29 protein-coding genes are annotated in these 24257 nt (G+C 67.1%); 17 read left to right on the plus strand and 12 right to left on the minus strand.

Annotated elements, in window-relative coordinates:
• Positions 1 to 8: 8 nt before the first annotated feature.
• Genes ACYQ7X_RS11065 through ACYQ7X_RS11085 form a run of 5 tightly spaced genes read left to right on the plus strand, consistent with a single transcriptional unit; the run spans position 9 to position 4476 of the window.
• Positions 9 to 1244 (plus strand): MFS transporter, encoded by a 1236-nt coding sequence (locus tag ACYQ7X_RS11065; protein ID WP_459697080.1) that lies wholly within the window; start codon positions 9 to 11, stop codon positions 1242 to 1244.
• Positions 1241 to 2059: a glucose-1-phosphate cytidylyltransferase gene (rfbF, locus tag ACYQ7X_RS11070; RefSeq protein ID WP_459697081.1), complete on the plus strand. Its 819-nt coding sequence runs from the start codon at positions 1241 to 1243 to the stop codon at positions 2057 to 2059. Before ACYQ7X_RS11065 ends, rfbF begins: the two co-directional genes overlap by 4 nt.
• Positions 2052 to 3125 carry a CDP-glucose 4,6-dehydratase gene (gene rfbG / locus ACYQ7X_RS11075; protein ID WP_459697082.1) on the plus strand — a complete coding sequence of 358 codons (1074 nt, stop codon included), beginning with the start codon at positions 2052 to 2054 and terminating at the stop codon, positions 3123 to 3125. The genes rfbF and rfbG overlap by 8 nt, the downstream gene beginning before the upstream one ends.
• Complete coding sequence (locus tag ACYQ7X_RS11080) at positions 3122 to 3547, plus strand: hypothetical protein (protein ID WP_459697083.1); 426 nt, start codon at positions 3122 to 3124, stop codon at positions 3545 to 3547. The genes rfbG and ACYQ7X_RS11080 overlap by 4 nt, the downstream gene beginning before the upstream one ends.
• A complete protein-coding gene (locus tag ACYQ7X_RS11085; RefSeq protein ID WP_459697084.1) occupies positions 3544 to 4476 on the plus strand; it encodes an NAD-dependent epimerase/dehydratase family protein in 933 nt (310 codons plus the stop codon). Before ACYQ7X_RS11080 ends, ACYQ7X_RS11085 begins: the two co-directional genes overlap by 4 nt.
• A gap of 24 nt (positions 4477 to 4500) precedes the next feature.
• Here the strand turns inward: ACYQ7X_RS11085 and ACYQ7X_RS11090 are convergent, their stop codons facing one another.
• Together ACYQ7X_RS11090 and mntR are read right to left on the minus strand one after the other, a co-directional pair.
• On the minus strand, positions 4501 to 4722 hold the full coding sequence (locus ACYQ7X_RS11090; protein ID WP_459697085.1) for a hypothetical protein: 222 nt from the start codon (positions 4720 to 4722) through the stop codon (positions 4501 to 4503).
• A 187-nt stretch (positions 4723 to 4909) separates the two neighbouring features.
• Positions 4910 to 5380, minus strand: a complete 471-nt coding sequence (mntR, locus tag ACYQ7X_RS11095) for a manganese-binding transcriptional regulator MntR (RefSeq protein ID WP_459697086.1) — start codon at positions 5378 to 5380, stop codon at positions 4910 to 4912.
• Between the two features lie 114 nt (positions 5381 to 5494).
• Here mntR and ACYQ7X_RS11100 point away from each other — a divergent pair, with 114 nt between their 5' ends.
• Positions 5495 to 6808, plus strand: a complete 1314-nt coding sequence (locus tag ACYQ7X_RS11100) for an Nramp family divalent metal transporter (protein ID WP_459697087.1) — start codon at positions 5495 to 5497, stop codon at positions 6806 to 6808.
• A gap of 15 nt (positions 6809 to 6823) precedes the next feature.
• Here ACYQ7X_RS11100 and ACYQ7X_RS11105 read toward each other — a convergent pair whose 3' ends face one another.
• Positions 6824 to 8731 carry a chloride channel protein gene (locus tag ACYQ7X_RS11105; protein ID WP_459697088.1) on the minus strand — a complete coding sequence of 636 codons (1908 nt, stop codon included), beginning with the start codon at positions 8729 to 8731 and terminating at the stop codon, positions 6824 to 6826.
• Positions 8732 to 8926: 195 nt separating this feature from the next.
• Between ACYQ7X_RS11105 and ACYQ7X_RS11110 the strand changes: the two genes are divergently transcribed.
• Complete coding sequence (locus ACYQ7X_RS11110; protein WP_459697089.1) at positions 8927 to 9271, plus strand: carboxymuconolactone decarboxylase family protein; 345 nt, start codon at positions 8927 to 8929, stop codon at positions 9269 to 9271.
• A gap of 11 nt (positions 9272 to 9282) precedes the next feature.
• Here ACYQ7X_RS11110 and ACYQ7X_RS11115 read toward each other — a convergent pair whose 3' ends face one another.
• Complete coding sequence (locus ACYQ7X_RS11115) at positions 9283 to 10164, minus strand: bifunctional helix-turn-helix transcriptional regulator/GNAT family N-acetyltransferase (RefSeq protein WP_459697090.1); 882 nt, start codon at positions 10162 to 10164, stop codon at positions 9283 to 9285.
• Positions 10165 to 10308: 144 nt separating this feature from the next.
• On the opposite strand from ACYQ7X_RS11115, the gene ACYQ7X_RS11120 reads away from it, so the two are divergent.
• Entirely contained in the window at positions 10309 to 10899 is a 591-nt protein-coding gene (locus tag ACYQ7X_RS11120) for an NADPH-dependent FMN reductase (RefSeq protein ID WP_459697091.1), read from the plus strand.
• Positions 10900 to 10908: 9 nt separating this feature from the next.
• Here ACYQ7X_RS11120 and uppS read toward each other — a convergent pair whose 3' ends face one another.
• Complete coding sequence (uppS, locus tag ACYQ7X_RS11125; protein ID WP_459697092.1) at positions 10909 to 11643, minus strand: polyprenyl diphosphate synthase; 735 nt, start codon at positions 11641 to 11643, stop codon at positions 10909 to 10911.
• Between the two features lie 320 nt (positions 11644 to 11963).
• Entirely contained in the window at positions 11964 to 12674 is a 711-nt protein-coding gene (locus tag ACYQ7X_RS11130; protein ID WP_459697093.1) for a hypothetical protein, read from the minus strand.
• 314 nt (positions 12675 to 12988) lie between these two features.
• Here ACYQ7X_RS11130 and ACYQ7X_RS11135 point away from each other — a divergent pair, with 314 nt between their 5' ends.
• The 6 genes from ACYQ7X_RS11135 to ACYQ7X_RS11160 all read left to right on the plus strand — a co-directional run bounded on the left by ACYQ7X_RS11135 (position 12989) and on the right by ACYQ7X_RS11160 (position 18418).
• Entirely contained in the window at positions 12989 to 13165 is a 177-nt protein-coding gene (locus ACYQ7X_RS11135) for a hypothetical protein (protein ID WP_459697094.1), read from the plus strand.
• A 40-nt stretch (positions 13166 to 13205) separates the two neighbouring features.
• Positions 13206 to 13943, plus strand: coding sequence for a DUF2459 domain-containing protein (locus ACYQ7X_RS11140; protein WP_459697095.1), 738 nt, complete (start codon positions 13206 to 13208; stop codon positions 13941 to 13943).
• Positions 13944 to 14031: 88 nt separating this feature from the next.
• Positions 14032 to 14409, plus strand: a complete 378-nt coding sequence (locus tag ACYQ7X_RS11145; RefSeq protein ID WP_459697096.1) for a hypothetical protein — start codon at positions 14032 to 14034, stop codon at positions 14407 to 14409.
• Between the two features lie 432 nt (positions 14410 to 14841).
• The gene (locus tag ACYQ7X_RS11150; RefSeq protein ID WP_459697097.1) at positions 14842 to 15801 is read left to right on the plus strand and encodes a sugar-binding protein; all 960 of its coding nucleotides are present in this window, start codon (positions 14842 to 14844) and stop codon (positions 15799 to 15801) included.
• Positions 15802 to 15893: 92 nt separating this feature from the next.
• The gene (locus ACYQ7X_RS11155; RefSeq protein ID WP_459697098.1) at positions 15894 to 17453 is read left to right on the plus strand and encodes a sugar ABC transporter ATP-binding protein; all 1560 of its coding nucleotides are present in this window, start codon (positions 15894 to 15896) and stop codon (positions 17451 to 17453) included.
• Entirely contained in the window at positions 17450 to 18418 is a 969-nt protein-coding gene (locus ACYQ7X_RS11160) for an ABC transporter permease (RefSeq protein ID WP_459697099.1), read from the plus strand. Before ACYQ7X_RS11155 ends, ACYQ7X_RS11160 begins: the two co-directional genes overlap by 4 nt.
• A gap of 90 nt (positions 18419 to 18508) precedes the next feature.
• Here ACYQ7X_RS11160 and ACYQ7X_RS11165 read toward each other — a convergent pair whose 3' ends face one another.
• Positions 18509 to 18679: a hypothetical protein gene (locus ACYQ7X_RS11165; protein ID WP_459697100.1), complete on the minus strand. Its 171-nt coding sequence runs from the start codon at positions 18677 to 18679 to the stop codon at positions 18509 to 18511.
• A gap of 249 nt (positions 18680 to 18928) precedes the next feature.
• Here ACYQ7X_RS11165 and ACYQ7X_RS11170 point away from each other — a divergent pair, with 249 nt between their 5' ends.
• Positions 18929 to 19138 (plus strand): hypothetical protein, encoded by a 210-nt coding sequence (locus ACYQ7X_RS11170; RefSeq protein ID WP_459697101.1) that lies wholly within the window; start codon positions 18929 to 18931, stop codon positions 19136 to 19138.
• A gap of 161 nt (positions 19139 to 19299) precedes the next feature.
• Positions 19300 to 19602, plus strand: a complete 303-nt coding sequence (locus ACYQ7X_RS11175) for a hypothetical protein (protein WP_459697102.1) — start codon at positions 19300 to 19302, stop codon at positions 19600 to 19602.
• A gap of 107 nt (positions 19603 to 19709) precedes the next feature.
• On the opposite strand, the gene ACYQ7X_RS11180 is transcribed toward ACYQ7X_RS11175, so the two are convergent.
• The gene (locus ACYQ7X_RS11180) at positions 19710 to 20492 is read right to left on the minus strand and encodes an SDR family NAD(P)-dependent oxidoreductase (protein ID WP_459697103.1); all 783 of its coding nucleotides are present in this window, start codon (positions 20490 to 20492) and stop codon (positions 19710 to 19712) included.
• A gap of 125 nt (positions 20493 to 20617) precedes the next feature.
• Here ACYQ7X_RS11180 and uxuA point away from each other — a divergent pair, with 125 nt between their 5' ends.
• Positions 20618 to 21790, plus strand: coding sequence for a mannonate dehydratase (gene uxuA, locus ACYQ7X_RS11185; RefSeq protein ID WP_459697104.1), 1173 nt, complete (start codon positions 20618 to 20620; stop codon positions 21788 to 21790).
• A gap of 78 nt (positions 21791 to 21868) precedes the next feature.
• Here the strand turns inward: uxuA and ACYQ7X_RS11190 are convergent, their stop codons facing one another.
• From ACYQ7X_RS11190 to msrP, 4 genes are all read right to left on the minus strand, one after another.
• On the minus strand, positions 21869 to 22510 hold the full coding sequence (locus ACYQ7X_RS11190) for an FMN-binding negative transcriptional regulator (protein WP_459697105.1): 642 nt from the start codon (positions 22508 to 22510) through the stop codon (positions 21869 to 21871).
• 8 nt (positions 22511 to 22518) lie between these two features.
• On the minus strand, positions 22519 to 22887 hold the full coding sequence (locus ACYQ7X_RS11195) for a DUF779 domain-containing protein (RefSeq protein WP_459697106.1): 369 nt from the start codon (positions 22885 to 22887) through the stop codon (positions 22519 to 22521).
• 70 nt (positions 22888 to 22957) lie between these two features.
• The gene (locus ACYQ7X_RS11200) at positions 22958 to 23266 is read right to left on the minus strand and encodes a hypothetical protein (protein WP_459697107.1); all 309 of its coding nucleotides are present in this window, start codon (positions 23264 to 23266) and stop codon (positions 22958 to 22960) included.
• Entirely contained in the window at positions 23263 to 24222 is a 960-nt protein-coding gene (gene msrP / locus ACYQ7X_RS11205) for a protein-methionine-sulfoxide reductase catalytic subunit MsrP (RefSeq protein WP_459697108.1), read from the minus strand. Before msrP ends, ACYQ7X_RS11200 begins: the two co-directional genes overlap by 4 nt.
• Between the last annotated feature and the right edge of the window lie 35 nt (positions 24223 to 24257).

A 24257-nucleotide genomic window follows, 5' to 3' on the forward strand; every position in this document is an offset into this window, starting at 1 on the left:
GCCGGACCTTGCCTGACGTTGCGGCTGACATGGGGGAAGCGGCGATCGCCCGCCTGCTGCCGCTCTGCCTGCTGATCTTCGTGGATGCCATGGGGTTCGCGATGATCGCCCCGATCCTCGCGGCCCATCCCCTCGGCCAGGGTGAAGCGGTGCAGGCGGTCGTCTATGGCGTGGCGATCGGCATCTATCCGCTGGCGACCTTCCTCGCCGCCCCCATCCTCGGCACGCTCTCCGATCGCGCCGGACGGTTGCCCGTCATGCTTATCTGCGGCGGTGGGCTTATGCTCTCCTATGCCGCGATCGCGGCCGGGCTGTTTCTCGCATCCGCAGCCCTGGTCATCGCCGGGCGGCTGGTCGGCGGGCTGACAGCGGCAACCCAGGCGGTGGCGCTGGCGGCCCTGGGCGATCGCGGGCCGGTCGCCGGGAAGCATGGGCGGCTCAATGCCGGGCTGCTCGCCTCCTCGCTCGGCTTCGTCTGCGGCCCGGCACTTTCCGGTGCGCTCGCCGGCATCGGGGCGATGGCCGAGCAGATCGTGCCGCTCGGCTGCGTCGTCGTTCTGACCGGGGCGACGCTGCTCTGGCTCGGGATCGTCGAGGGAGGCGAGCGGCGGGTGGCCCGGATGCCATGGCGCGTGCTGGGCGCCGGGATCGGCCGCAGCTTCACCGATCTGCGGGGCGTGCTGAACGCGCCCCGGCTTCGCCGCCTCATCCTGGTCTTTCTCCTCCAGCAACTCGGTTGGGGCGCCTTCTTCTTCTTTATCGCGCCCTTCCTGCTTGCCGCCCTGGGCTTTTCCGCCCGTGCCGCGAACTTCTACATGGCCGCCCTCGGCCTCGGCTTCTGCTTCAGCTTCGCAGCGGCGATGCCGCTCCTGCGTCGCTTCTTCGCCGTGCCGGTGATTGCGCGCGGCAGCATGGCGGCAACCGCCCTCTGCATCCTGCTCGCCGCCTTCCTGCCGGCGGCAGGGCTGCAATGGCTCGTCGCGCTGCCGGTAGCCACTTCCGTCGCCGTCGCCTACGGCGCGCTCATCATGCTCTTCACCGACGAGGCGGGAGAGCGGCAGGGCGAGATCCTCGGCGTCACCGCCTCGATCAACGCGCTCGCCTTCGGCGTCACCTCGATCGCGAGCGGGCTGATCTCCTTCCTCGGACCGACCGCGCCGATCCTCGCCGCTGGCCTGCTGATGGCCGCCGCGGCGCTCCTGCTCATCCAGACACTGCAAACCAGAGAGAGACCATCGCCATGAGAACGATCCTCTTTGCCGGCGGCTTCGGCACGCGCCTCTCAGAATATACCGATGACATTCCGAAGCCGATGGTGCCGATCGGCGGCCTGCCGATGCTGTGGCATATCATGAGCATCTATTCGCATTTCGGCCATAACGAGTTTCTCGTCGCCCTGGGCTACAAGTCCGAATACATCAAGTCCTTCTTCCTTGATTACGAGACGCTCCATTCGGACTTCATCATCGACATGGCGACCGGCAAGACCCGGCCGGTCGAGCGGCCGGCCGTCAACTGGAAGCTCGCCCTCATCGACACGGGGCTGAAGACGCAGACCGGCGGCCGCATCCGCCGCATGCGGCGGTGGCTCGGCGAAGAAACCTTCATGGCGACCTATGGGGACGGCGTGTCGGACGTCGATATCAACGAACTCATCCGCTTCCATAAGAGCCACGGCAAGATGGTCACGATGACGCTCGCGCGCCCCGCGGCCCGCTTCGGCGTCGTCGAGTTCGAGGAGAGCGGGCTCATCCGCTCCTTCAAGGAGAAGCCTCTGCAAAGCGCCGGCTATGTCAACGCCGGCTTCTTCGTCATGGAGCCGAGCTTCGTGGATATGATCGACGATGACGAGACCATTCTGGAACGCGAGCCGCTGGAGCGGGCGGCAGCGGCGGGGGAGCTGATGGGCTTCGTCCATAACGGCTTCTGGCGGCCGATGGACACCAAGAAGGACGTGGAAGACCTCAACAAGATGTGGGTGACGGACGAAGCGCCCTGGAAGAAGTGGTCGCTCGCCACCAGCAGCGCCCGGAAAGGGAGCGATCATTTCGATGTTTGACGATCTCTACAAGGGCAAGCGCGTCCTCGTGACCGGGCACACGGGCTTCAAGGGCTCGTGGCTTTCGGCCTGGCTGCTCTCCCTCGGCGCCGAGGTCACGGGCTTCGCCCTTCCCCCCGCCTATGAGGACAGCCACTTCGCGCTGCTCGGCCTCGCCGGGCGGATGCACCATGTCGAAGGCGATCTTCGGGATGATGGCGCGATCGGCCGGGTGATGGCCGCGGCCAAGCCCGATATCGTCTTTCATCTCGCGGCGCAGGCGCTGGTGCGCCCGGCCTATGCCGATCCGAAGGGGACTTTCGATACGAATGTCGGTGGTGCCGTCAACTTGCTCGAAGCCGTCCGGCAAACGGAGAGCGTCAAGACCCTCGTCTATATCACCTCGGATAAATGCTACCGCAACGTCGATTGGGAATGGGGCTATCGGGAGACCGACACGCTCGGCGGGCGCGATCCGTACAGCGCCTCCAAGGGCTGTGCCGAGCTGGTCTTCGATGCCTATTGGAATTCCTTCCTCAAGGGCCGCCTGCGTGCGGCCGCGGCGCGGGCCGGTAATGTCATCGGCGGCGGGGATTGGGCGACCGACCGGCTGATCCCCGATTGCATCCGCTTCCTGCGCCGGGGCGAGACGATCGTGATCCGCAGCCCGGACGCGACCCGGCCCTGGCAGCATGTGCTGGAGCCGCTCGGCGCCTATCTTCTGCTCGGCGCGCGGCTCATGGCCCCGGGCGGCGATGCCTATTGCAAGGCCTGGAACTTCGGCCCCGGCCATGGCGCGAACCAGACGGTGGAAACCGTGGTGCGCAAGGTGATCGACCTCTGGGGCCAAGGCGATCTCGCGATCCAGCGCGATCCGAACGCCCCGCATGAGGACCACTGGCTGCAGCTCAACACCGATCGCGCCAATCATTACCTGCAGTGGGAGCCCGTCTGGGGTTACGCGGAATCGATCACCGAAACCATCCGCTGGTATCGCGAATGGCAGGCCGGGGTGGACGTGCCGAGCTTCACGGCCAGCCAAATCGCCGCCTATGAAGCGGCGTGGAAACACCTCGGGCGGCCGTGAGCAGCTTTTTCACCCTCACCCCGCTGCGGCAGTTCCCCGATGAGCGCGGCGCCGTCTTGCACATGCTGCGCTCCACCGATCCGCATTTTCGCGCTTTCGGAGAGGTCTATTTCTCGACCATCTTCGAAGGCAGGCGGAAGGCCTGGCACCTGCATCGCCGCAAGACGGTCAACCTCGCAGTGCCGATCGGCCATATCCGCGCCGTGCTCTATCGGCAGGGCGAAGGCGTCCGGGTGCTCGAACTCGGCCGCGCCGCCTACCAACTGCTGACGATCGCGCCCGGCACCTGGTACGGCTTCGAAGGCCTGGCCGCCGGCGAGTCGCTCATCGCCAATTGCGCGAGCGAGCCCTTCGACCCGGCCGAGGGAGAGAGCCTGCCGCCCGAGACGCCGCTGATCCCCTATCTCTGGAGCGGCGCATGAAGGTCGTGCTGACGGGGGCGAGCAGCTTCGTCGGCTGCCATCTCGGCCTCGGCTTCGCGGCCGCCGGGCATGCGGTGGTGGGAACCGTCAGCCGGCACGGCGCGGCAGACGGTGTCCGCGCGCTCCGCTTGCAGCGGCTCGCGGCCGCCGGTGTCCGCATCGCTCCGCTCGATCTCCGGCAGGGGGAGGCGATCAGCGCTTTCGCGCAAGAGGAAGCCCCCGCGCTCTGGCTGCAGCATGCGGGCTATACCCACGCCTATGGCTCCCCCGCATACGACCTCGCCGAGGGGTTCGCGCTCAACGTCCAGCCGTTGACAGCCATTTTCGAGGCGATGGCGCGGCTGGGTGGCGGCGCCATCATCACCGGTAGCAATGCGGAATATGCCGATTCGGAGGCAGCCCATGGCGAGGAGGAGGCTTGCTGGCCCGCCACCCCCTACGGCCTCTCGAAGCTCAGCGAGACGCTGCGCGCCCTGCAACTCGGCGCCCAGCTCGGCGTGCCGGTGCGGATCGCACGCATCTTCCTGCCCTTCGGCCCCCTCGACGCGCCCGACAAGCTTCTGCCCTCGGTTCGCGCGGCGCTGCGCGCGGGGGAGCGGATCGCGCTCTCCCCCTGCCTTCAGGCGCGGGATTTCCTGCATGTCGCCGATGTGGTCCGCGGCTATCTGGCCCTCGCCGCCGATCTCGCCCGCGGTGGCGGCGATATCTTCAACCTCTGCGCCGGCCAATCGCCACGCCTTCGCGAGGTGATCCTGGAGATGGCTGCCTCCATCGGGGCCGATCCGCGGCTTTGCGACTTCGGCGCGATCCCGATGCGGGCAGGCGAAAGCATGGTCATGCGCGGCTCGGCCGGGAAGGCGCAGCGCCTGCTCGGCTGGGTGCCGAGCCCTTGGGGCGAGGCGGTGCGCCGCTTCGTGTCCGAGGAATAGCCCCCCGGCGAGGGCCGCCTCGGCCTAGCCGCGCGGCCGCTCGGCGGCGGATGGCCGGCGGGTGCCCTGGGCTGTGGCACTCCGGCGCAATTCGCAGATCGCCATTTGCACCTGGTCCCAGTGGTTGGGGGCACTGCCCTCCTGCTCGCGGGCAGAGCGGGCGCGCTCAGCCGCCATCGCCTCGGCCTGCAGGCCATAGCGCTCGATCATCTGCCGGGCGGCGGAAACGCTGCTGCGCATATCCATCCCTTATCTCCCTTTTCTCTGGTTTCCCTGGCTTCTCTGGCGCGCGGGTTGCTCCCGCTTGGGAGCGAAGTTAGGCGGCACGTGGGGCGCAAGCCAGGGCAGGCCGTTCATGGGAGGAAGGCGAAGGCTTCATGACCGGAGGGGCGCATGGTCGTCCCCCCGCGGCAAAGGCAAAGCGCGCCGGCGCTCAGACGGGCCGTTCACGACGAGTAAGATACCGCTCGAAAGCTTCCAGCGTGCGATCGGAGACGTGATGCTCGATCCCCTCGGCGTCGATCTCCGCATCCTCCCGCGCCACGCCCATCTCGATCAGCACCCGCACCACGAGCTGGTGGCGGGCCCGCACCCGGGCGGCGAGCAGGCTGCCTTCCTCCGTCAGGAAGATGCCGCGATAGGGCCGCGCGGTGACGAGGCCATCGCGCCGCAGCCGGGCGACGCTCTTCACCGCGGTCGGGTGGGAAACGCCGAGCCTGCGGGCGATCTCCGTCACCCGCACCTCGCCGTGCAGTTCCATGAGATCGGCGATCAGCTCCACGTAGTCCTCGGTGAGCGCCGAGGAACGCTGCGCCCGGGCCAGCCGGTGGCGCTTCTCGAAGGCGGTTTCCTCCGTCGCCTCAGTCTCCTCCGGGTGATGCGCGGTGATGTCCCGCAACGGCATCCATCCTCATAACGCCAGCAATGCACCGCTTGTACCAGAAGGGTCATGGAGACGCTAGTTGACGAGGGCGTGCCATGGGCTACATTCGGTGCCATGTGCTTTGAAGGATCACGGATGAAGCAGGAGGCGGCGCAGTTTTCGTTGAGCGAGCGGACGACGGCGGATATCCGCCTGGTGCTCGATGGCGGCCATCCCTCGCGCTGGCGGGCGGCGCTGCTCTTCGCCGGCCCCGCCGTCATCGCCTCCATCGCCTATATGGATCCCGGCAATTTCGCGACGAATATCCAGGCCGGGGCGCGCTACGCCTATACCCTGCTCTGGGTGGTGCTGCTCGCTAATCTCACCGCCATGCTCTTCCAGGCCCTCTCGGCCAAGCTCGGCATCGTCACCGGCCGCAACCTTGCAGAGGTGTGCCGCGACCGGCTGCCCCGCCCCACCGTGCTCTGCATGTGGGTGATCAGCGAAATCGCCGCCATGGCGACCGATCTCGCCGAATTCCTCGGCGGCGCCATCGGGCTTTCCCTCCTCCTGCACATACCGCTGCTGGCCGGCATGGTCGCCACCGCGATCGTCACCTATGCGGTTCTCGCCGCCGCCGGGCGGGGCTTTCGGCCGATCGAAATGATCATCGGCGGCCTGATGGGCACGATCGCCCTCTGCTACCTTCTCGAAGTGCTCATCGCGCCGGTGGATTGGCCGGCCGCCGGCCTTCACGCCGTCTGGCCACATATTCCGGATACGACGGCGCTGACCATTTCCGTCGGCATCATCGGGGCGACGGTGATGCCGCATGCGATCTACCTGCATTCGGGCCTGACCCAGCACCGGGCGCCCGCGCGGAGCGAGAAGGAGCGGCGGGCGCTCGTCCGCTTCTCGAACCGCGAGGTCATCATCGCGCTGTCGCTCGCCGGCCTCGTCAATATGGCGATGGTGATGATGGCGGCCGCCGCCTTCCACGCCGGCCATTCAGACGTCGCGGATATCGAGACCGCCTATCACACGCTGACGCCGTTGCTCGGCCCCGCCGCTGCCGCCATCTTCCTGATTTCGCTGATGGCCTCGGGCATTTCGAGCTCGGCGGTCGGCACCATGGCCGGGCAGCTCATCATGCAGGGCTTCGTCGGCTTTCGTATCCCCGTCTGGCTGCGGCGCGTCATCACCATGGTGCCAGCCTTCGTCATCATCGGCTTCGGCGCCAATCCGACGATCGCGCTCGTCATCAGCCAGGTCGTGCTTTCCTTCGCCCTGCCCTTCCCGATGATCGCCCTCGTGGTCTTCACCCGCAAGCGCAGCATCATGGGCGCCTTCGCGAACGGCCGCCTCACCCATGCCCTGGCGCTGCTCTGCACGGCCGGCATCCTGGTGCTGAACGCCATCCTGCTGGCGCAGACCTTCGGCCTCAACCTGCCGGGCCTACCGGCGGGCTGAGACCCGGCGTCGCGCTCAGCCCGGATACATCCGCACGCTATCGGCAACCGAATCGGCCACCTGCGCTTTGGTGATGACACCGAGCACGCGCTTCGCCTCCCCCGGGCGGGTGCGGCTCAGCACCACCGCCATCTGCGCGCCTTCCCGCATCAGTGTCTTGATGACGTCGAAGGCGACATCCTGCTGATGCACGAGCGTGAAGCCCTGCTGCGCCAGGGTGGACAAGGCGAGATGCGTCGTCGTCGCGGCGAGGGCGTGCCGAAGCTCGTCATCGACCGTGATGGTGCCCACGATCTCGCCCTCCCGCGTGACGACGACATGCTGCAAGCCGCCATGGCTCGCCGCCATCTGGCGGAAGCTCGCATAGGAGGTGCCTTCATCCAGCACCAGCACATCGCGCGCCATGATGTCCTCGGCGCTCCGCACCAGGAACATATTGGCGTGCAGCGCCTTGGGGATGGGGTGGCCGCGGCGCACCAGCTTGAGCGTGTAGATATTCTCGCGCGAGAGCAGACGGCGGACACCGAGCGCGACGGCCACGGCCAGGATCATCGGCAGCACGATGTTGTAGTCGCGCGTCATCTCGAAGATCATCGTCACCGCCGTCATCGCGGCCCCGGTACCGCCGCCGACCATCGCCCCCATGCCGACGATGGCGAAGGCCGGCAGGCTCACCGGCACGCCCGGCAGGATCGCGCCGATGATAGCAGCGAAGGCGGCCCCGAGCGTGGCCCCCATGAACAGGGACGGCGAGAACACGCCGCCCGAGGAACCCGAACCGAGGCTGATCGAGGTCGCCAGCAGCTTCGCGATGAAGAGCAGCAGCAGGAAGCCGGCCATCACGATATGGCCGTAGAGTGTCGCCTGGATCGTCGCATAGCCCACGCCTTCGATGAAGTAGTGCCCGGCATAGAGGAAGAGGCCGTACATCATGAGGCCGACGAGCAGCATGCCGAGGATATGGCGCAGGTAGCGGCCGGGGATGCGATCGAACCCATCCTCGATCCAGTGCAGGCCGCGGACAAAGCCCGCCGCCGCCACGCCGATGACGCCGCCGAGCAGCGCATAGAGCACGAGGATGAGCGCGCTGCTCGGGCTGTTGGGCAGGGCCGCGAGATTGACCGGCACGCTGAAGGCGGGCTCTGAGCCGAAGAAGAGGCGGCCGATGAAGGTCGCCGTGCCGGTCGCGACCGCGACCGGCAGGAAGGTATTGACGCTGATTTCCGGCAGCATCAGTTCGGTTGCGAAAAGCACGCCGCCGATCGGCGTGTTGAAGGTGGCCGCAATGCCGGCGCCGGCGCCGGCGGCCACCAGCGTGATGCGCTGCCCCGCCTGCATGCGGATGAACTGGCCGAGGCTCGATCCGAGCGCCGAGCCGATCTGAATGATCGGCCCTTCCCGCCCGACAGCCGCCCCGCTGCCAATGGCAAGCGCCGAGGCGAGCGATTTCACCACGGCGACCACCGGCCGGATTTTGCCGGCTTTGTAATAGATCGCGTCCATCACCTCCGGCACGCCGTGGCCCTTCGCTTCCGGCGCGAAGTTGGAGACGATCCAGGTGACGCCGATCCCGCCGATCACGGGGACCAGGATGACCGCCGCCCCCCAGGGGCTCGGCGGCGTGAACATGCTCGCGTTATACGCGATCGAAAAATGCCCTAGGAACAGAAGGTTATGCACGAAGGCGATCAGCGCCCGGAAGACGACCGCGCCGAAGCCCGTGACGATACCGACGATGAGCGCGACGGCTGAGAGCGGCAAGAGGCCCATGCGGGCGATCTCGGCATCCCGCTCGCGGGGTTCCGCCTTGGGTGGGGACTTGGCGGTGGCCACCGCCTGATGCGCGGGCAGGATTTCAGGCGTTGGATTGGTCTCGTCCGTCATCCGCACGTCTCTCCCGCCGTTCCGGAGCGGGCGCGCCATGCGCTCGCCTGCCCGCTCGTCTCACTGTCACGCCCTGTTGCGCGGCGCCCCCGCGGGGCCGCGCCGGCTTGCCGGCAGCCTAAGCCTTTCGCCCTCCAGAACAACCCTAGCCGGGCCATTTGCTTGACCAGGATCAAGGCCTTCCGCGGACTTTGGGGAGAGGATGCGGCTTCCATCCCAGCATGAGGGACCGCCATGATCGCCGACTGGAAAATGCTGATCGAGAATATGAATAAGGGCGTTGGCGATCTGCGCCAGGCGGCGCCCGATGTCATGAAAAGCTTCGCAGAGATGGCGCGTGCGGCGCATGGCGGCACCGCGCTCGACGGCAAGACGAAAGAGTTGATCGCGCTGGCCCTTGCCGTCAGCACGCGCTGCGCGCCCTGCATCGCCTATCATGCCGAGGGCGCGGCCAAACGCGGGGCCAGCAAAGCGGAAATCGCCGAGACGCTGGCGACCGCGGTCTATATGGGGGCTGGGCCTTCGGTGATGTATGCGGCCCAGGCGCTGGAAGCCTACGACCAGCTGGCCGCGGGCTGAGCGCCCCCGGCTCAGCCGAGTTGCTTCTCGAAGAAGCGATCGGGATAGGGATCATCGTTGAAACGCGGGATTTCCCGCCAGCCCAAGGCCGCGTAAAGCGCCAGCGCCTCTGCAAGCGCGCTGTTGCTGTCGAGGTGCAGGCAGGCGATGCCGAGCCCCCGCGCCGCCTCTTCCGCCGCTTCCATCAGCCGCCGGCCGAGGCCGAGGCCGCGCCCGGCCGGCGCCACCCAGAGCCGCTTGATCTCGGCGTAATCGGCGTTCGTGCCCTTGAGCCCGATGCAGCCGAGCGGCAGCCCGTCGCTCATCGCGACAAGAAAGGTGCCGCGGGGCGGCATCATCAAGGCGGCGTCCGGATCTTTTGACAGTGTGACATCGAATCCAGCGGCGAGGCGGCGGCTGAGCTCGGCATAGTATTCGCCCAGGCAATACCGCGCGAGCGCATCGCGCGGATCATGCGCCTCGATCATGACATGCTCCGCGCCGAGCGCCGTCGCGATGAGGTCCATCGCCTCCAGCAGCCGCCCGGCGCGGCTTTGCCCCTCGCCCAGCATGGCTTTCGCGTGACGATCCGAAATCCGCTCATAGGCACGGAATTCGGCGAGGCCCGCGGGGGTAAGATGCGCCGTCCGCCGCCGCCCATCTCCCGGCCCGGGCCGCACCTCGACCAGCCTTTCCGCTTCCAGCCCACGCAGCAGCCGGCTCATCAACCCGGAATCGAGGCCGAGATAATCGCGGATCGCTGCAACTTCCTGCTTGCCATGGCCAATCGCGTTGAGCACGCGGGCGGCGCCGAGCGTGCGGCCGCGGCGCAGGAAGGAATGATCGAGCGCGCCGACGGCGGAGGTAACGGCACGGTTGAAGCGGCGCACGCGGGCGACAGGATCGAGCGACATATATCTGACTTAGGTCAGCTAATAGCCGCCGTCAACCGCTAGGCGGAAAGCAGGGTCGCGGCTGCCTCTCGCATTGACCGCGCTGCGCCGCCCTCATATCCATGCCGGAGGCAGGCGGCTGGAGACAGTGCAGGAGTTCGGGCCATGGCTGACCGTATCCTCGTCCTCTATGGCTCGTACCGCGCGGACCGGATGGGCATCCGCCTCGCCGATTTCCTGGTTCGGGAACTCTGCGCGCGCGGCCATACGGCTGAGCTGATCGACGCCAAGGCGATCGGCCTGCCGATGCTTGACCGCATGTACAAGGAATACCCCAAGGGCAGCGCGCCCGAGGCGCTGGAGCGGCTCGCCGGCGAGATCCGCGCGGCGGATGCTTTCATCTTCGTGACCGGCGAATACAACTGGGGCATGCAGCCCGGCCTCAAGAACCTCACCGATCATTTCCTGGAGGAGTGGTTCTGGCGGCCGGCGGCGATCGCCAGCTATTCCGCGGGCCGGCTCGGTGGCGCCCGCGCAAGCGCCAGTTGGCACGGCACGCTTTCGGAGATGGGCATGGTGGTCATTTCCTCGACCCTGACGGTCGGGCCGATTGCCGCCACACTGGATGCAGAGGCCAAGCCCATCGGCAGCGCGGGCGAAGCCCTCGGCCATGCCTTCAGCCGCTTCGCCGACGATCTCGCCTGGTGGACGGAAGCGGCCCGCGCGCAACGCGCCCGCAAAGCCCCGCCCTATTGAGGACCATCCTCAGCGCCCGAAGCGCCGATCCCGCTGCTGGAAGGCCCGTACCGCGCGGAGGAAATCGACATGGCGGAAAGCGGGCCAGAGAACGTCCGAGAAGTAGAACTCGCTGCGCGCACTATGCCAAAGCAGGAAGCCTGATAGCCGCACCTCGCCGCTGGTGCGGATGATGAGGTCAGGCTCCGGCGCATCGGCCAGATAGAGATGGCGGGCGATCCGCTCCGGCGTCACGGCCTCGGCAGCCTCCGCGAGGGAAAGGCCGGCCGCCGCATCCTGCGCCATCATGGCGCGCACCGCGTCGGCGATTTCCTCCCGCCCGCCATAAGCGATGGCGATATGCAGGAGCATGCCGTCATACCCGGCCGTCGCCGCCTCCGCGCTGCGGATGATCGCCTGCGTCGTTTCCGGTAGTTGATCGAGCCGGCCGATGGCGCGCACGCGGACGCGCTGCGCATGCAGTTCCGGATCGGTCGCGAGGGCGCGCATCTTATCCTCGATCGCCGCCATGATCCCCTCCACCTCATGGCGCGGGCGGGCAAGATTGTCGGTCGAAAACACCCAGAGGGTGACGGCGGGAATGCCGAGCGCGCGGCACCAGGCGATCACCTCGTCCAGCTTCTGGGCGCCGATACGATAAGCCTCCTGCGCCTTTTCCCATCCGGCGCGGGCGGCGAAGCGGCGATTGCCGTCGAGAATGATGCCGATATGGCGCGGCGCGGGCGCGGCGGCGATCTGTCGCATCAGCCTCGCCTCATAGAGGCCGTAGAGGGGGCGCAGCAGCCAGCCAAACGGCCGGCGGGAAGCGCGCTGGCTGTCCGCTCTGCGCGCGGCGGCGCCAGCACCGGCTTCAGCAAGAGGAAGGGACAAGAGCAGTCTCCGCGCGCCGGTTCACATCGCCACGATGGTGCCCCACCCCGCCCGCGCCCGGCAACTTACCGATCTTCAAGGCGGCAGGCGGAGATGATGCTCAACAAAGACACGCGCCACTGTGAAAACCCACGAGGCTGCCGGGCAAGCCATCCGGGGTGAACCGAATGGCAGCGGAGACAGAGACTGCGGTTTTACCGAGCGGCGAGTTGCTCGTCGGCCTTCGGCGGCGTTACCGCGGCCGACTGCATGAGGAAGGGCTCGAAAGGCCGGATGGTCGGGTGAGACATCGCCTTCCACACCACATTGTTGACCGAGTTCGGCTCCTGCAGAAGCCGGGTCTGGCCCGGGATCAGCTTGCCGCCGGCATCGAAACGCAGCACCACCACCTGATCAAAGACGTCGTTCGGCCAGCGGCCGCCCGGCAGAACGGATTTCGGATCGGCGCCGAAAGCGGCGAGCAGCTTGCTGATCTTGGTGTGATGCCAGGCGATCAAGGTGGTGCCCGGCTGCGGGCGCGAACGCAGCCAGGAAACCAGCTGATGCACATCGGTCTCTGCGCAAGGCTGCGCGATCCGCACGCCCATCTCCTGGCTCAGCGGCTCCAGCGTCAGCCGCGGACGGGCGCTCGACGGGGTATCGCTCGCGGCGACCAGCGAATCGATATGCACCGGCGCGCCGCCGATCGCGAGGCTCTTGAAATACTGCGCATAGGCGAGCGCGCGCATATCGCCGGCATCGGAAAGCCCCGGGCCGAAGCCCGGCTTCTCGGCGTGCCGGACGATCAGCACGGTCGCATTGCTCAAACCGTTCTGGGTATAAGCGGGCTGAGCGAGGGAAAGCCCGACCGGCGCATCGAGCGTCAGCGCCGAGGCAGGCGTCGTCATCGCCGCTGCCAGAGCCATCCCGCAAAACGCCAGAGCTTTCCTCATCGCCAGTCCCTCCAATCCAACTGTCACGCATATTACACACGTCGGGGGCAGAACACTCATTGATTCGGCGCAAGGAATGCCCCCGCCCAGATCAAGGCTGATACGGCGCGGCAGCAGAGCGCAGGGCCGGGGCGGCCGGCGAAGACAGCCCAAATTCCTGAACGATTGCAGGGATTTCCGGGCTCTTGCGCGGCGGCCGACCTTTGGATAGGCAGGAAGGCCCCGCGTGCGGCGCCGCGGATCGTGAGCGCCCGCCCACTATCCTCTTTGCCTGGAGCATTCTCGCCATGCGCCTCGCCCTCCTCCTCGCCTCGGCCTTCGGTCTCGCCGTGTCGCTCGCGGCCTGCAGCTCGGCGAGCGGCGGGGGCAGCGCGCCGCCCGCCAAGACCTACATCATCATGCCGAACGGGCAGACGACCCAAGGCACGCCCTGCGGCGGAAATACCGGCACCGCCTGCCCCTGATCGGGCCCGAGGGGCCAGGCGAGCCCTCGGTAAACGGCCGATGCCGGCCTATGCGTGGCGGCACCTGCGCTTCCGGCTCGGCCGGAAGCTGTTGGTCGCGCCGCTGCTCGCCGCCGGCGTGCTGGCCCTTGGCGGCTGTGCGGCAACCCCGGAGGCCCGGACGTCGCAGGGGGCCGCCAGCCGCGCCGCCGCTCAGGCAATCCGGGCGCAAGACCGTCCCCGCCTCCCCGACACCGTCTCGCTCCTCAGCCACGGCTGGCACACCGATATCGCGATGCCGGTCTCGGAAATAAGCGGCCCGCTGCTCGCTTTCGCGGCGCGCTTCCCTGGTGCGGAGACGCTGGTGATCGGCTACGGCAAACGCACCTTCATGATCGCCCCGGCCCATTCCATCGGCGAATGGATCATCGGGCCCTTCCCCGGCCCGGCGGCGCTGGAGGTCAGCGCGCTCAACGCCCCGCCGGCGCTTGGCTATGGCAGGGCCCATACCATCACCCTGCCGATCAGCGCGGCCGGCGCGGCGCGGCTTTCGACCTTTCTCTGGCGGGCTTTCGCCAAAACCCCGGCAGGCGAGCCCCGCTTTATCGCGCAAGGCAATTTCCCCGGCAGCCTGTTCTACGACGCCGCGCGCAGCTACCGCCTCACCCATACCTGCAACACCTGGTCGGCCGAAGCCCTCGCCGCGGCAGGCCTGCCGATCCATCCGGCCGGGGTGATCTTCGCCGGACCGCTCGATCGGGCGGCCCGCCGTATCGCGCGTGAAAACGCCACGCCGTAAGGTGCCGCCTTCGCCTGCGGATGCCCTATCCACCCGGTAGGCGCTTTGTTAGGGATGGTTATCATCCTCAAACAAAGGAGACGACGAGATGATTGATCCGACCGGAGGCTTGCGCCGGTATGCGCGCCTGGCAAGCCTCGCGCTTATCGCCTGCGGCCTTCTTGCCGGATGCACCACCTGGGAGAAACCCGGCGCCTCCGAGGCGGACCGGGACGCGGCCGAAACCCACTGCCAGGCGGTCTCGCACATGGTGCTGCCCCCTAACCTCTATACGACCTATTCGCGTGGCGCGAGCTATAGCGACCGCAAGAAGTGCGAGAAGAACAGTTTCAACGGCTGCGTGAAGCGCGGCGGCCGTTACTACGCAATCCAGGAATCGACCACCGACGCGAACAGCGATGGGCGGGACTCGGTGTTCCGGGACTGCATGTATCAGGGCGGCTGGCGGGAAGTGCCGGTGAACTGAGGGTCTGGCGCGGCAAGGCTTGGCGGCCCTTGCCGCGCTGCCCTTCCGGGCGACGCGCGGCCTCCGCGCCCCGCAGGCAATTCTGTTGACTCCTCACCAGTCACGCGCCGACCATGGCACGCGGCCGTACATCGCCGAGCCCGGGAGCGGTCGCGTCGGGCGGCTGCCCAACAAAACTTACGGGCCGGGAAAATTACCATCGCACCAAGGTCCGACTTGCTCTCTAGGCCGTTGAGTTCACGATCGTTTTTGGAATTATGCCAGCACAATAGCGCAATCCTCGCCGCGCTATTCACGTTGACAATGCGCAGGCGTGACAATTAATAGGATTTATCCAACGATCGCGTCGGCGAGCCACAAAATTCGTGGCGCTGAGCAAAAGTCGTCCGGAAAAAACCAACAAGTCGCCGAAGGCGACGCAGGGGGAAAGCCATGTTGTCTCGTCCGAAATTCGCCGCGGTCATCGCGACCGGCCTGCTGCTCGCGACATCCGCCTTCGTCTCGGCGGAAGCGCAGTCGAAGCCGACGATCGTTTTCGTCACCAACGGCGCGTCCGATTTCTGGAAGGCCGCCGCCGCCGGCGTGAAGGCCGCGCAGAAGGATCTGCCGGGCTTCAAGCTCGAACTGCAATACCCTGACCAGGCGACCGTCGCCTCCCAGAACCAGCTGCTCGACAATCTCGTCAGCGCCGGCGTCAAGGGCATCATCATGTCGGCCGTCGATCCCAAGAACGACACCAAAGAGCTCGACAAGATCGCTGGCGAAACTGCGCTTTTCACGACGGATAGCGACGCGCCGCAGACCAAGCGCATCGCCTATATCGGCTCGTCGAACATCCTCGCCGGCGAGCAGGCCGCGAAGATCGCCAAGGAAGCGCTGCCGCATGGCGGCAAGTGCATGGGCTTCGTCGGCCTCCTCGGCGCCGATAATGCGCGCGAGCGCATCCAGGGCTTCAAGGAAGGGCTGAAGGGCACCGGCATCTCGCTGATCGACGTGCGCGGCGACCAGATGGACATGGCGCGCGCCAAGTCCAACGTGTCCGATGCGCTGGTGGCCAATCCGTCGATCAACTGCCTTGTCGGCTTCTACTCCTACAACACGCCGGAGATTTATGCGGCGCTCAAGGAAAGCGGACAGCTCGGCAAGATCACCGTCGTCGGCTTCGATGGCGATCCGGTCACCTTGGGCGGCATCCAGCAGGGCGTTGTCGCCGGCACCGTGGTGCAGCAGCCTTATGTCTGGGCCTATAAGGGCATGCATATGATCGCCTCCTACCTCAAGGGCGACAAGTCGGTGATCCCTGCCAACGGCATCGACATCATCCCGACCCGCATCATCGACAAGAGCAATGTCGCGCAATATGCGGCCGAACAGCAGAAGATGAGCCAGTAACCCGCCGCGCTCACGGTAAGCTGCGGCCCGGGCCGGATGACCTCCCGCCCGGGCCGCGACTTTTTTGATCTCCTCTTGGCGGACCGCAACGGATGACGACCATCGCTGAGGAAGAAGCCAGGCTGGCGGCGGATGCGCCTTGGCTGGTGCTCGAACATGTAAGCAAGGCTTACGGCGCCGTGCAGGCGCTGATGGATTTCTCGATGAGCATCGGCCGGGGCGAAGTCGTCGGCATCATCGGGGAAAATGGCGCCGGTAAATCGACGCTGATGAAGATCCTCGGCGGTGTCGTCTCGGCCGATAGCGGGCGCATCGTCATCGACGGCGCCGAGCAGCACGCCTTCGGCGTGGCCGAAAGCATGAAGGCCGGCATCGCCTTCGTGCATCAGGAACTCAATCTCTTCGACAATCTCGATGTCGCCGGCAATGTCTTCATCGGGCGGGAGAAGCATCGCGGCGGCGCGCTGCCGCTGCTCGACCGGCAGGCGCAACAGGCAGCCGTCGCCCCCCTGCTTGCGCGGCTCGGCGCCAGCTTCAAGCCCGATACGCCGGTCTCCAGCCTCTCGATCGCGCAGTGCCAGATGGTCGAGATCGCCAAGGCGCTCTCGATGGAGGCGCGCCTCGTCATCCTTGACGAGCCAACATCGAGCCTGCCGCTGGCCGAGACCGACAAGCTGCTCGGCGTGATCGGCGAACTCAAGCGCGCCGGCATCAGCGTCATCTTCATCACCCATCGTCTGCACGAGATCGAACGCGCGGCGGACCGTGTCGTCGCGCTGCGCGACGGGCGGCTCGCCGGCACGCTCGCGCGGGCCGAGATCGACCATGACCGCATGGTCAAGCTCATGATCGGACGGGATCTCAAGCTCGCCGAGGGCCGCGCCGCGGGCGCGCCCGGCCCCGTGGTGCTGGCCGCGCGCGGTATCCGCACCCCGGCCTATCCGGCCAAGGCGGTCGATCTCGATCTGCGCGCGGGCGAGATCTTGGGCCTCGCCGGGCTCGTCGGCGCCGGGCGAACCGAGCTTGCCCGCGTCCTCTTCGGCATCGATCGCGCAGGCGCCGGCGGGCAGATCACCCTCGGCGGCGAGCGGCTGGTGCTGCGCAATACCGCCGATGCGGTCCGCCAAGGCATCTTTCTGGTGCCGGAGGACCGCAAGCTCTGCGGCGTGCTGCTCGATCTGCCGATCGCCGAGAATATCACGCTGCCCAATCTCGGCGCGCATGCCCGGCGCTGGCTCGTCTCCCGCCGGATGGAGGATGAGACGGCGGAGGCGCAGCGGCGCGCGCTCGCCATCAAGGTCGATAAGGTCAGCACGCCCGCGCGCTCGCTCTCCGGCGGCAACCAGCAGAAGGTGGTGCTGGCAAAGTGGCTGGCGATGAAGCCGCGGGTGATGATCTTCGATGAGCCGACGCGCGGCATCGATATCGGCGCCAAGGCCGAAATCTACAGGCTGATGCGGGGCCTCGCCGATGCCGGGGTCGCCATCCTGATGATTTCGAGCGACATGGAAGAGGTGATCGGCGCGTCAGACCGCATCGCGGTGATGCATGAGGGCGGGATCGCAGGCTATCTCGACCGCGCGGAATTCAGCGAGGAGAATGTCCTCCTCCTCGCGGTAGGCAAGGGACGGAACGGAAACCAGGCGGCATGAATAAAAAAGACCTCGGGCTTCTCACGCTCATCATCGTCGTCGGCATCATCGTCACGATTCTGAATCCCCGCTTCCTCCTGCCGATCAACATCAGCAATACCGCCAATCTCGTCGGCCTCTTCGGCATCTCGGCGATCGGCCAAGCGCTCGTCATCATCACCGGCGGCATCGAGCTTTCGGTCGGTTCCGTCATCGCCCTCATCGGCACGCTGTTCATCGATTTCGTCGCGGTCGAGGGCGTGCCCTGGCCGCTCGCCTTCCTCATCATGCTGGCGCTCGGCACCGTCATCGGCCTCGCCCATGGCTGGCTCATCACCAAGCTGCGGCTGCAGCCCTTCATCGTTACGCTCTGCGGCTTGCTGATCTATCGCGGGATCGCGCGCTTCTATACCCAGGATGCGACGGCGGGCTTCGGCTTCGGGCAGAATTTCCCGGCGCTCAACTGGCTCACCACCAGCCGCAGCTGGGGCATTCCGCATTCCTTCATCGCCATGCTCATCATCGGCATCGTCATGTGGGTGGTGCTGCATCGTTCCGTCTTCGGCCGGCATCTTTTCGCTGTCGGCAAGAACGAGGAGGCGGCGCTCTATTCCGGCATCCGCACCCACCGCGTCATCATCTGGGCCTATGTCATCTGCCAGGTGCTGACGGCGATCGCGGCGATGTATTTCGCGATGTATACCGGCTCGGTCACGCCGGCGAGCCAGGGCAATTTCTACGAGCTTTACGCGATCGCCGCCGCCGTGCTGGGCGGCTTCTCGCTCCGCGGCGGCGAGGGCTCGATCGTCGGCGTCATTCTTGGCGTGGTTCTGCTGCAGGAGTTGCAGAACCTCGTGAACCTGCTCGGCATCCCCTCCTCGCTCAACTTCGCGGTGATGGGCGGCGTCATCCTCATCGGCGTCACGGCCGATCAGCAATGGGTGCGGCTACGCGGGCGGTTCAGCCAACTGCTGCGCAAGGCCTGAGGGGGCGCGGCGGCGGCGGCGAAAGCCGGGGCAGGGCCGCGGCTGAGCGCCGCGGCCCTGCCCTCCCCGTCGCCCGGCGCTGAAGCTGCGCTATCGCCCGGTGATGAAGTTGACGAGATCGACCAGCCCGAACATCGAGAACGGGGTGATGAACAGGGAAATGGCGAGGAACAGCACGAAGCGGCTGATCACCTTGTCGCTCGGCATTTCCGGCGCCTGTGGGGACGGCTCGGGGAGGAAATTCGTTCCATCGAATGGCATGGCAGCGGCCTGATCCCAAAACGCTCTGGACGATACGAGTCCTATAGCATTCCGGAATCCCGCCTGTCGTCAATCATTGCGTTCCTCGCGCACATCCCTGCTTCACAAATCTCCGATGCTGCCCATGCGGGGCCAGGGGCTGCGCCGCGCGCTTCCCGCGGCGCGGCGTCGGGAGGCGCGCGAGAGGCTTGCATCTCCCGTTTGTTCTTGCTTTGTTCATGCCTTCGCGGAGAAGCGAAGGAATATGCGATGTCGCCGCCATGCGTTGTGCAAGACCTCTCCCGCCGGGTGGAGCGTAAAGACCAGACCTTGCTCGCCGCCGTCATGGCTGCCTTGAAAGAAGGGAGCCGAAATTCGGCCCATCCGGCGGATCAGGCGGCCTTACGGCGCCAGGCGGCGCGGATCGCCGCGGCGGTCGAGGCGGCTTTTCCGGCCATCCACCCTGATCCGGCAGGGTGAGCCCGGGCGCGGCCGGCGGGGCGGACCCGCCTGCGTGGTTATGAATGATATGCCCTCGCCCGGCTTTTCGCTTATGCCGCGCTGCACCATATCGGGGTCAAGCGCAGACGCTCTTTTGTTGGGCAGCGCGATAAAATTTCTGACTGAGGAGTTTTGAAGTCATGAAAACCGGTATCTTCCTCTCGACCACCGCGAGCCTCCTGCTGCTCGGCAGCACCGCCGTCTTTGCGCAGACCTATGCCGCCCCCGAGGCGATCCAGCTGAAGCCCGGCCAGACCTATGCCCCGGCGGCGGCGACCCTCCCCCCAGCCGGCCAGCCGGTGGCGGCCGCGCAGATCGTCAACCTCAAGCCGGGCCAGACGGTGCAGACAGCCACCCCGCAGGATTACGCGGCCTCGCAGACGGCCTCGGTGCAGACCCCGGCCGGCAGCTTCCAACTGCTGAAGCCGGGCGAAGCCGGCTAACGCAGCCTGTAGGCTGGGTCTGAAGGAAGGGGCGTGCCGCAGGCGCGCCCCTTTCGCTTATCCGCTGGTCCCCAGGGCCTCCTCCGCCCCGGCCCGTCGAGCGGTGATCAGCGAACCCCGATCCCCGCAGTCAACCCGCCATCGATCTTGATATCCGCGCCGGTGATGAAGCTGGCGCGCGGGCTGACGAGGAAGGCGATCAGATCGGCCACCTCCTCCGGCTCGCCAATGCGCCCCAAGGGGTGGGCGGCGCCAAAGCGGGCGAAAGCCGCCTCCACATCCGCATTCGGCCCGTCGAAGGTTTGGGCGGCCAGCGCCAGGATCGGCGTGCGGACGGAGCCCGGGCTGATCGAGACGACGCGAATGCTGTCTGCGGCGAAATCCAGCGCCATCGCCCGCGTCATCGCATGAATGGCGCCCTTCGACGCGACATAGGCCATCACGCCGGCCTGGCAAGCGAAGCCCTGCACGCTGGAGAGGTTAACGATCACGCCCCCGCCGCGCTTGCGCATCTCCGGCACGCCATATTGGGCGGTGAGATGGATGGATCCGACATTGACCGCCATGCAGCGCATGAAGGTCTCGGGGCTTGTCTGCAGCGCATCGCCATAGGGGTGGATGGCGGCGGCGTTGACGATCACGTCAAGCCCACCATGGGCCGAGACCGCCTCGGCCACCGCCGCGCCGACCGCCGCGGGTTCCGTCACGTCCGCCTGCCGAACGGTGAGCGAGAGCCCCTCGCCGGCGGCGAGCGCCGCGAGGCCGGCATTGCCCGCCGCGTCGATCCCCAAAGCCATGACGGCGAAGCCGCTCCGCGCCAGGGTGAGCGCCGCCGCGCGCCCGATGCCCGTCGTGCCGGTGATCAGCGCGACCCTTCGCGTCTCGTCCATGCCTTCCCCCAAACGCCCGCTTTGCATGCCCTTCTCGCCTAGCTCCCGCGCCGGGGCAATGCTTGACCCGGCGCGCGAAAGGGAAGATGCCCGGCGCGGGTGGAGACGTCTCGGGAGAAAATCCGATGGAGCAAACCTGGCGGTGGTTCGGGCCGGATGATCCGGTGCCGCTCGACCATGTGCGGCAGGCCGGGGCGACCGGCATCGTCACCGCGCTCCACCATATCTATGACGGCCGCGCCTGGACCGATGCCGATGTGGCGGCGCGGAAGGAGAGTATCGAAGCGGCGGGCCTCGTCTGGTCTGTCTGCGAATCGATTCCGGTGCCGAGTGCCATCAAGCTGCGCCAAGGCCCGTACCGGCAGGCGATCGACGCCTGGAAGGATAGTCTCGCGGCACTCGGCCGCGCCGGCATCCCGACCGTCTGCTACAACTTCATGCCGGTGGTGGACTGGACCCGCACCGACCTCGCCTTCCCCATGCCGCATACCGGCCGGGCGCTGCGCTTCGATATGCTCGAATTCATCGCCTATGATGTCTTCGTCCTCAAGCGCCCCGGCGCCGAGGCGGATTACCCCGAGCCCCTGCTCGGCCGCGCGCGCCATGTGCTCGCCCGCAAGACGGAGGCCGAGATCGCGCAGCTCGAGCGGACGATCATCGCCGGCCTGCCGGGTGGCGAGGATAGCTACACGCGGGATGGGATCGCCCGCCGCATCGCCTCCTTCGCGGGCGTGACGGCGGCGGACATGCACCGCAACCTCACCGAGTTTCTGCGCGAGGTGGTTCCGGTCGCCGCCGAATTCGGCGTCAGGCTCGGCATCCATCCGGATGACCCGCCCTTCTCCCTCTTCGGCCTGCCGCGCATCGTCTCTACCGCCGAGGATGCGGCGCGCGTGCTCGCCGCGGTCGATCACCCGGCCAATGGGCTCACCTTCTGCGCCGGCTCCTATGCCTCGCGGCCGGATAACGACGTGCCGGCGATGGCGGCGCGCTTTGCCGAGCGCATCGCCTTCGTCCATCTCCGCAATGTCCGCAAGGATCCGGACGGTTCCTTCGTCGAATCCGATCATCTCGGCGGCGATGTCGATATGGTCGCCCTCCTCCGCACGCTTCTCGCCGAGGAGCGGCGGCGGGTGGCCGAGGGCGATCACCGGCCGATCCCGCTGCGGCCGGACCATGGGCATCTGCTCGGCTTCGATGGCGAGCGGCGCAGCAACCCCGGCTATTCCTATATCGGCCGCCTCAAGGGCCTCGCCGAACTCCGGGGCGTGATGGCGGCGCTCGGCGGGCCGATCTGATCAGCGAAAGGCCGGCGGCGGGCATCCATCGCTGGGCCGCGCGCGCAGCCGGGCGCCCGTCCTCGGAAGGCGCGGCCCCTACCCGCCTTGCAGGGCGGATGCCACCGCCGCGGCCGTCGCTTCCGCCTCCGCCCCCACCTCGGCGCGCAGGCCCTGGACGACGCCGGCACGGTCAGCCTCGCTGCGGTTCTGGCTCATCTTCCACTTGCCGGTGATGCCGGTGATCGCCATGCGCAGGCCGACAATGGCGCGCAGTTGGCCGGCGATGAAATCCTCCGGCGCATCCTCGACCGCCCAAGGCTGCGGCCGGCCCGTTTCCTGCGATGCGGTCAGCCGGCTCACCACCTCATGCAGAAACCCGGCCTCGTGATGGAAGGAGATCTGGCCGCGCACCTGGATGGTGATGTAGTTCCAGGTTGGCAGCACGCGGCCGGTTTCCCGCTTCGTCTCATACCAGCCCGGGGAGATATAGTGCTGCGGGCCGGAGAAGATGGCCAGCGCCTCCACCCCGGTATCCGCCCTCTTCCATTGCCCGTTGGCGCGCGCGAGATGGCCGAGCAGCACGCCGCGCTGCCCTTGCGCCGCATCGAAGAGCAGCGGCAGCGGCGTCGCTTCGAGCCCCTCGCTGCCCCAGGTCACGAACTGCGCCAGGGGATGCGCGGCGATCGCCGCGGCGAGCACCTCGGGCCGATCCTCTCGGAAGCTCGCGGGAAGATACATCAGCGCCTTCAGACCGGCATCAACTGCCCGACCTCGGCATCGGTGAAGACCCGGGAGCGGCTGAGGAAGCGCACGCCCCGGCCGTTTTCCAGCGAGAACATGCCGCCCTTGCCGGGAACCACATCGATGATGATCTGCGTGTGCCGCCAATATTCGAACTGCGAGCGGCTGATGAAGAAGGGCGCGCCGGCGATCTCGCCCAGCAGCACGTCATGCTCCCCGGTCATGAAATCATCCTGCGGGTAACACATCGGGGAAGATCCGTCGCAACAGCCGCCGGACTGGTGGAACAGCACCGGCCCATGCTCCTCGATCAGCACCGAAATGAGGTCGGCCGCCGCCGGCGTCGCCACCACCCTCTCCACATAGTCGCCCATGACGCATCTCCTCCTCACGCTCTCTCAGGTCGGCCGCTTGGCCGCTCGGCCGCTTGGCGCGGCTCTCGCCTCAGCCGCGCCAGCGGCGCGGGCGGCTCGTGCTGCGTGATCCGGACAGGCTGATCGCACCCCCGAAGGCTACCAGGCCGATGGCGGTCGGCAGCAGCCAGGCCGGCCGCTCCATCACCGGCCAGATCACGGCCGACCAGAGCCAGGGGGAGAGGCCGAAGACGGTCTGCTGCAAGCGGGGGACGATGGAGCTATCCGCCATGGCGAGCAGCAGGCCGAGCGTGGCATCGGGCGGCCAGATGCTGGCGACCGCGAAGGCGGCCACCAGAAACATGGCCGCGATGACAGACAGGATGCGAACGAGGATCACATAAAGAGTTTACGCGTCTGGGGCATCCCCGCATAGAGCGAAGCGACCCACTCCCCATAGCCGTTATAGATTTGCGTCGGCACCACCTGATCGGTGCCGATCAGCCGCTCCTGCGCCTGGCTCCAGCGCGGATGCGGAAAGGCCGGGTTCACATTCGCCCAGAAGCCGTATTCGTCGGGGCCAAGCTCGCCCCAGAAGGTTTTCGGCTGCTTGGCCGTGAAGCTGACCTTGACGATCGACTTGCCGGATTTGAAGCCGTATTTCCACGGCACGACGAGGCGGATCGGCCCGCCATTCTGCGGCGGCATCGGCTTGCCGTAGAGGCCGGTGCCGATGAAGGCGAGGTCGTTATTGGCCTCCGCCAGGGTCAGCGCCTCGACATAGGGCCAGGGCATGAAGCCATCGAGGCCGGGCATCACCTTGGGGTCTTCGTCGCTCGTGAACTTGATGAACTTGGCATCCGCCGTCGGCTTGGCGAGGGCTACAAGCTTGGCGAGCGGAAAGCCGCTCCACGGCACCGTCATCGCCCAGGCCTCCACGCAGCGGTGGCGATAGATGCGCTCCTCGATCGCGACCTGCTTGAGGAGATCGTCGATCCCGATCGTGAAGGGCTTCTCGATCAGCCCGTCGAACTGGATGGACCAGGGGCGCTGCGGAAACTTCTGCGCCAGCCGCCAAAGATCCTTGTCGGTCGAGAATTCGTAGAAGTTGTTGTAGGTCTCGGCGACGCGCTCGGGCGTGAGCGGCCGGCCCGGCTTGAAGCGATAGGCGGAGGCGGGAATGCCCGGGGCGGGGGTTTCATCCGCGAGCGCCCGGCTTCCCGCAATGCCGCCGAAACCCATGGCGGCGCCGATACCGGCCGCCCCCCGCATGATCGCCCGCCGGCCCCAGAAGGCCGCTTCGGGCGTTACTTCCCGGCCCGGGCTTTCCCATCCGCGCGGCGTCTTGATCAGCATGAACCCCTCCCGGTTTCGCTGCTTCTCTCTACGCA

Source organism: Acidisoma sp. C75, assembly GCF_054665095.1.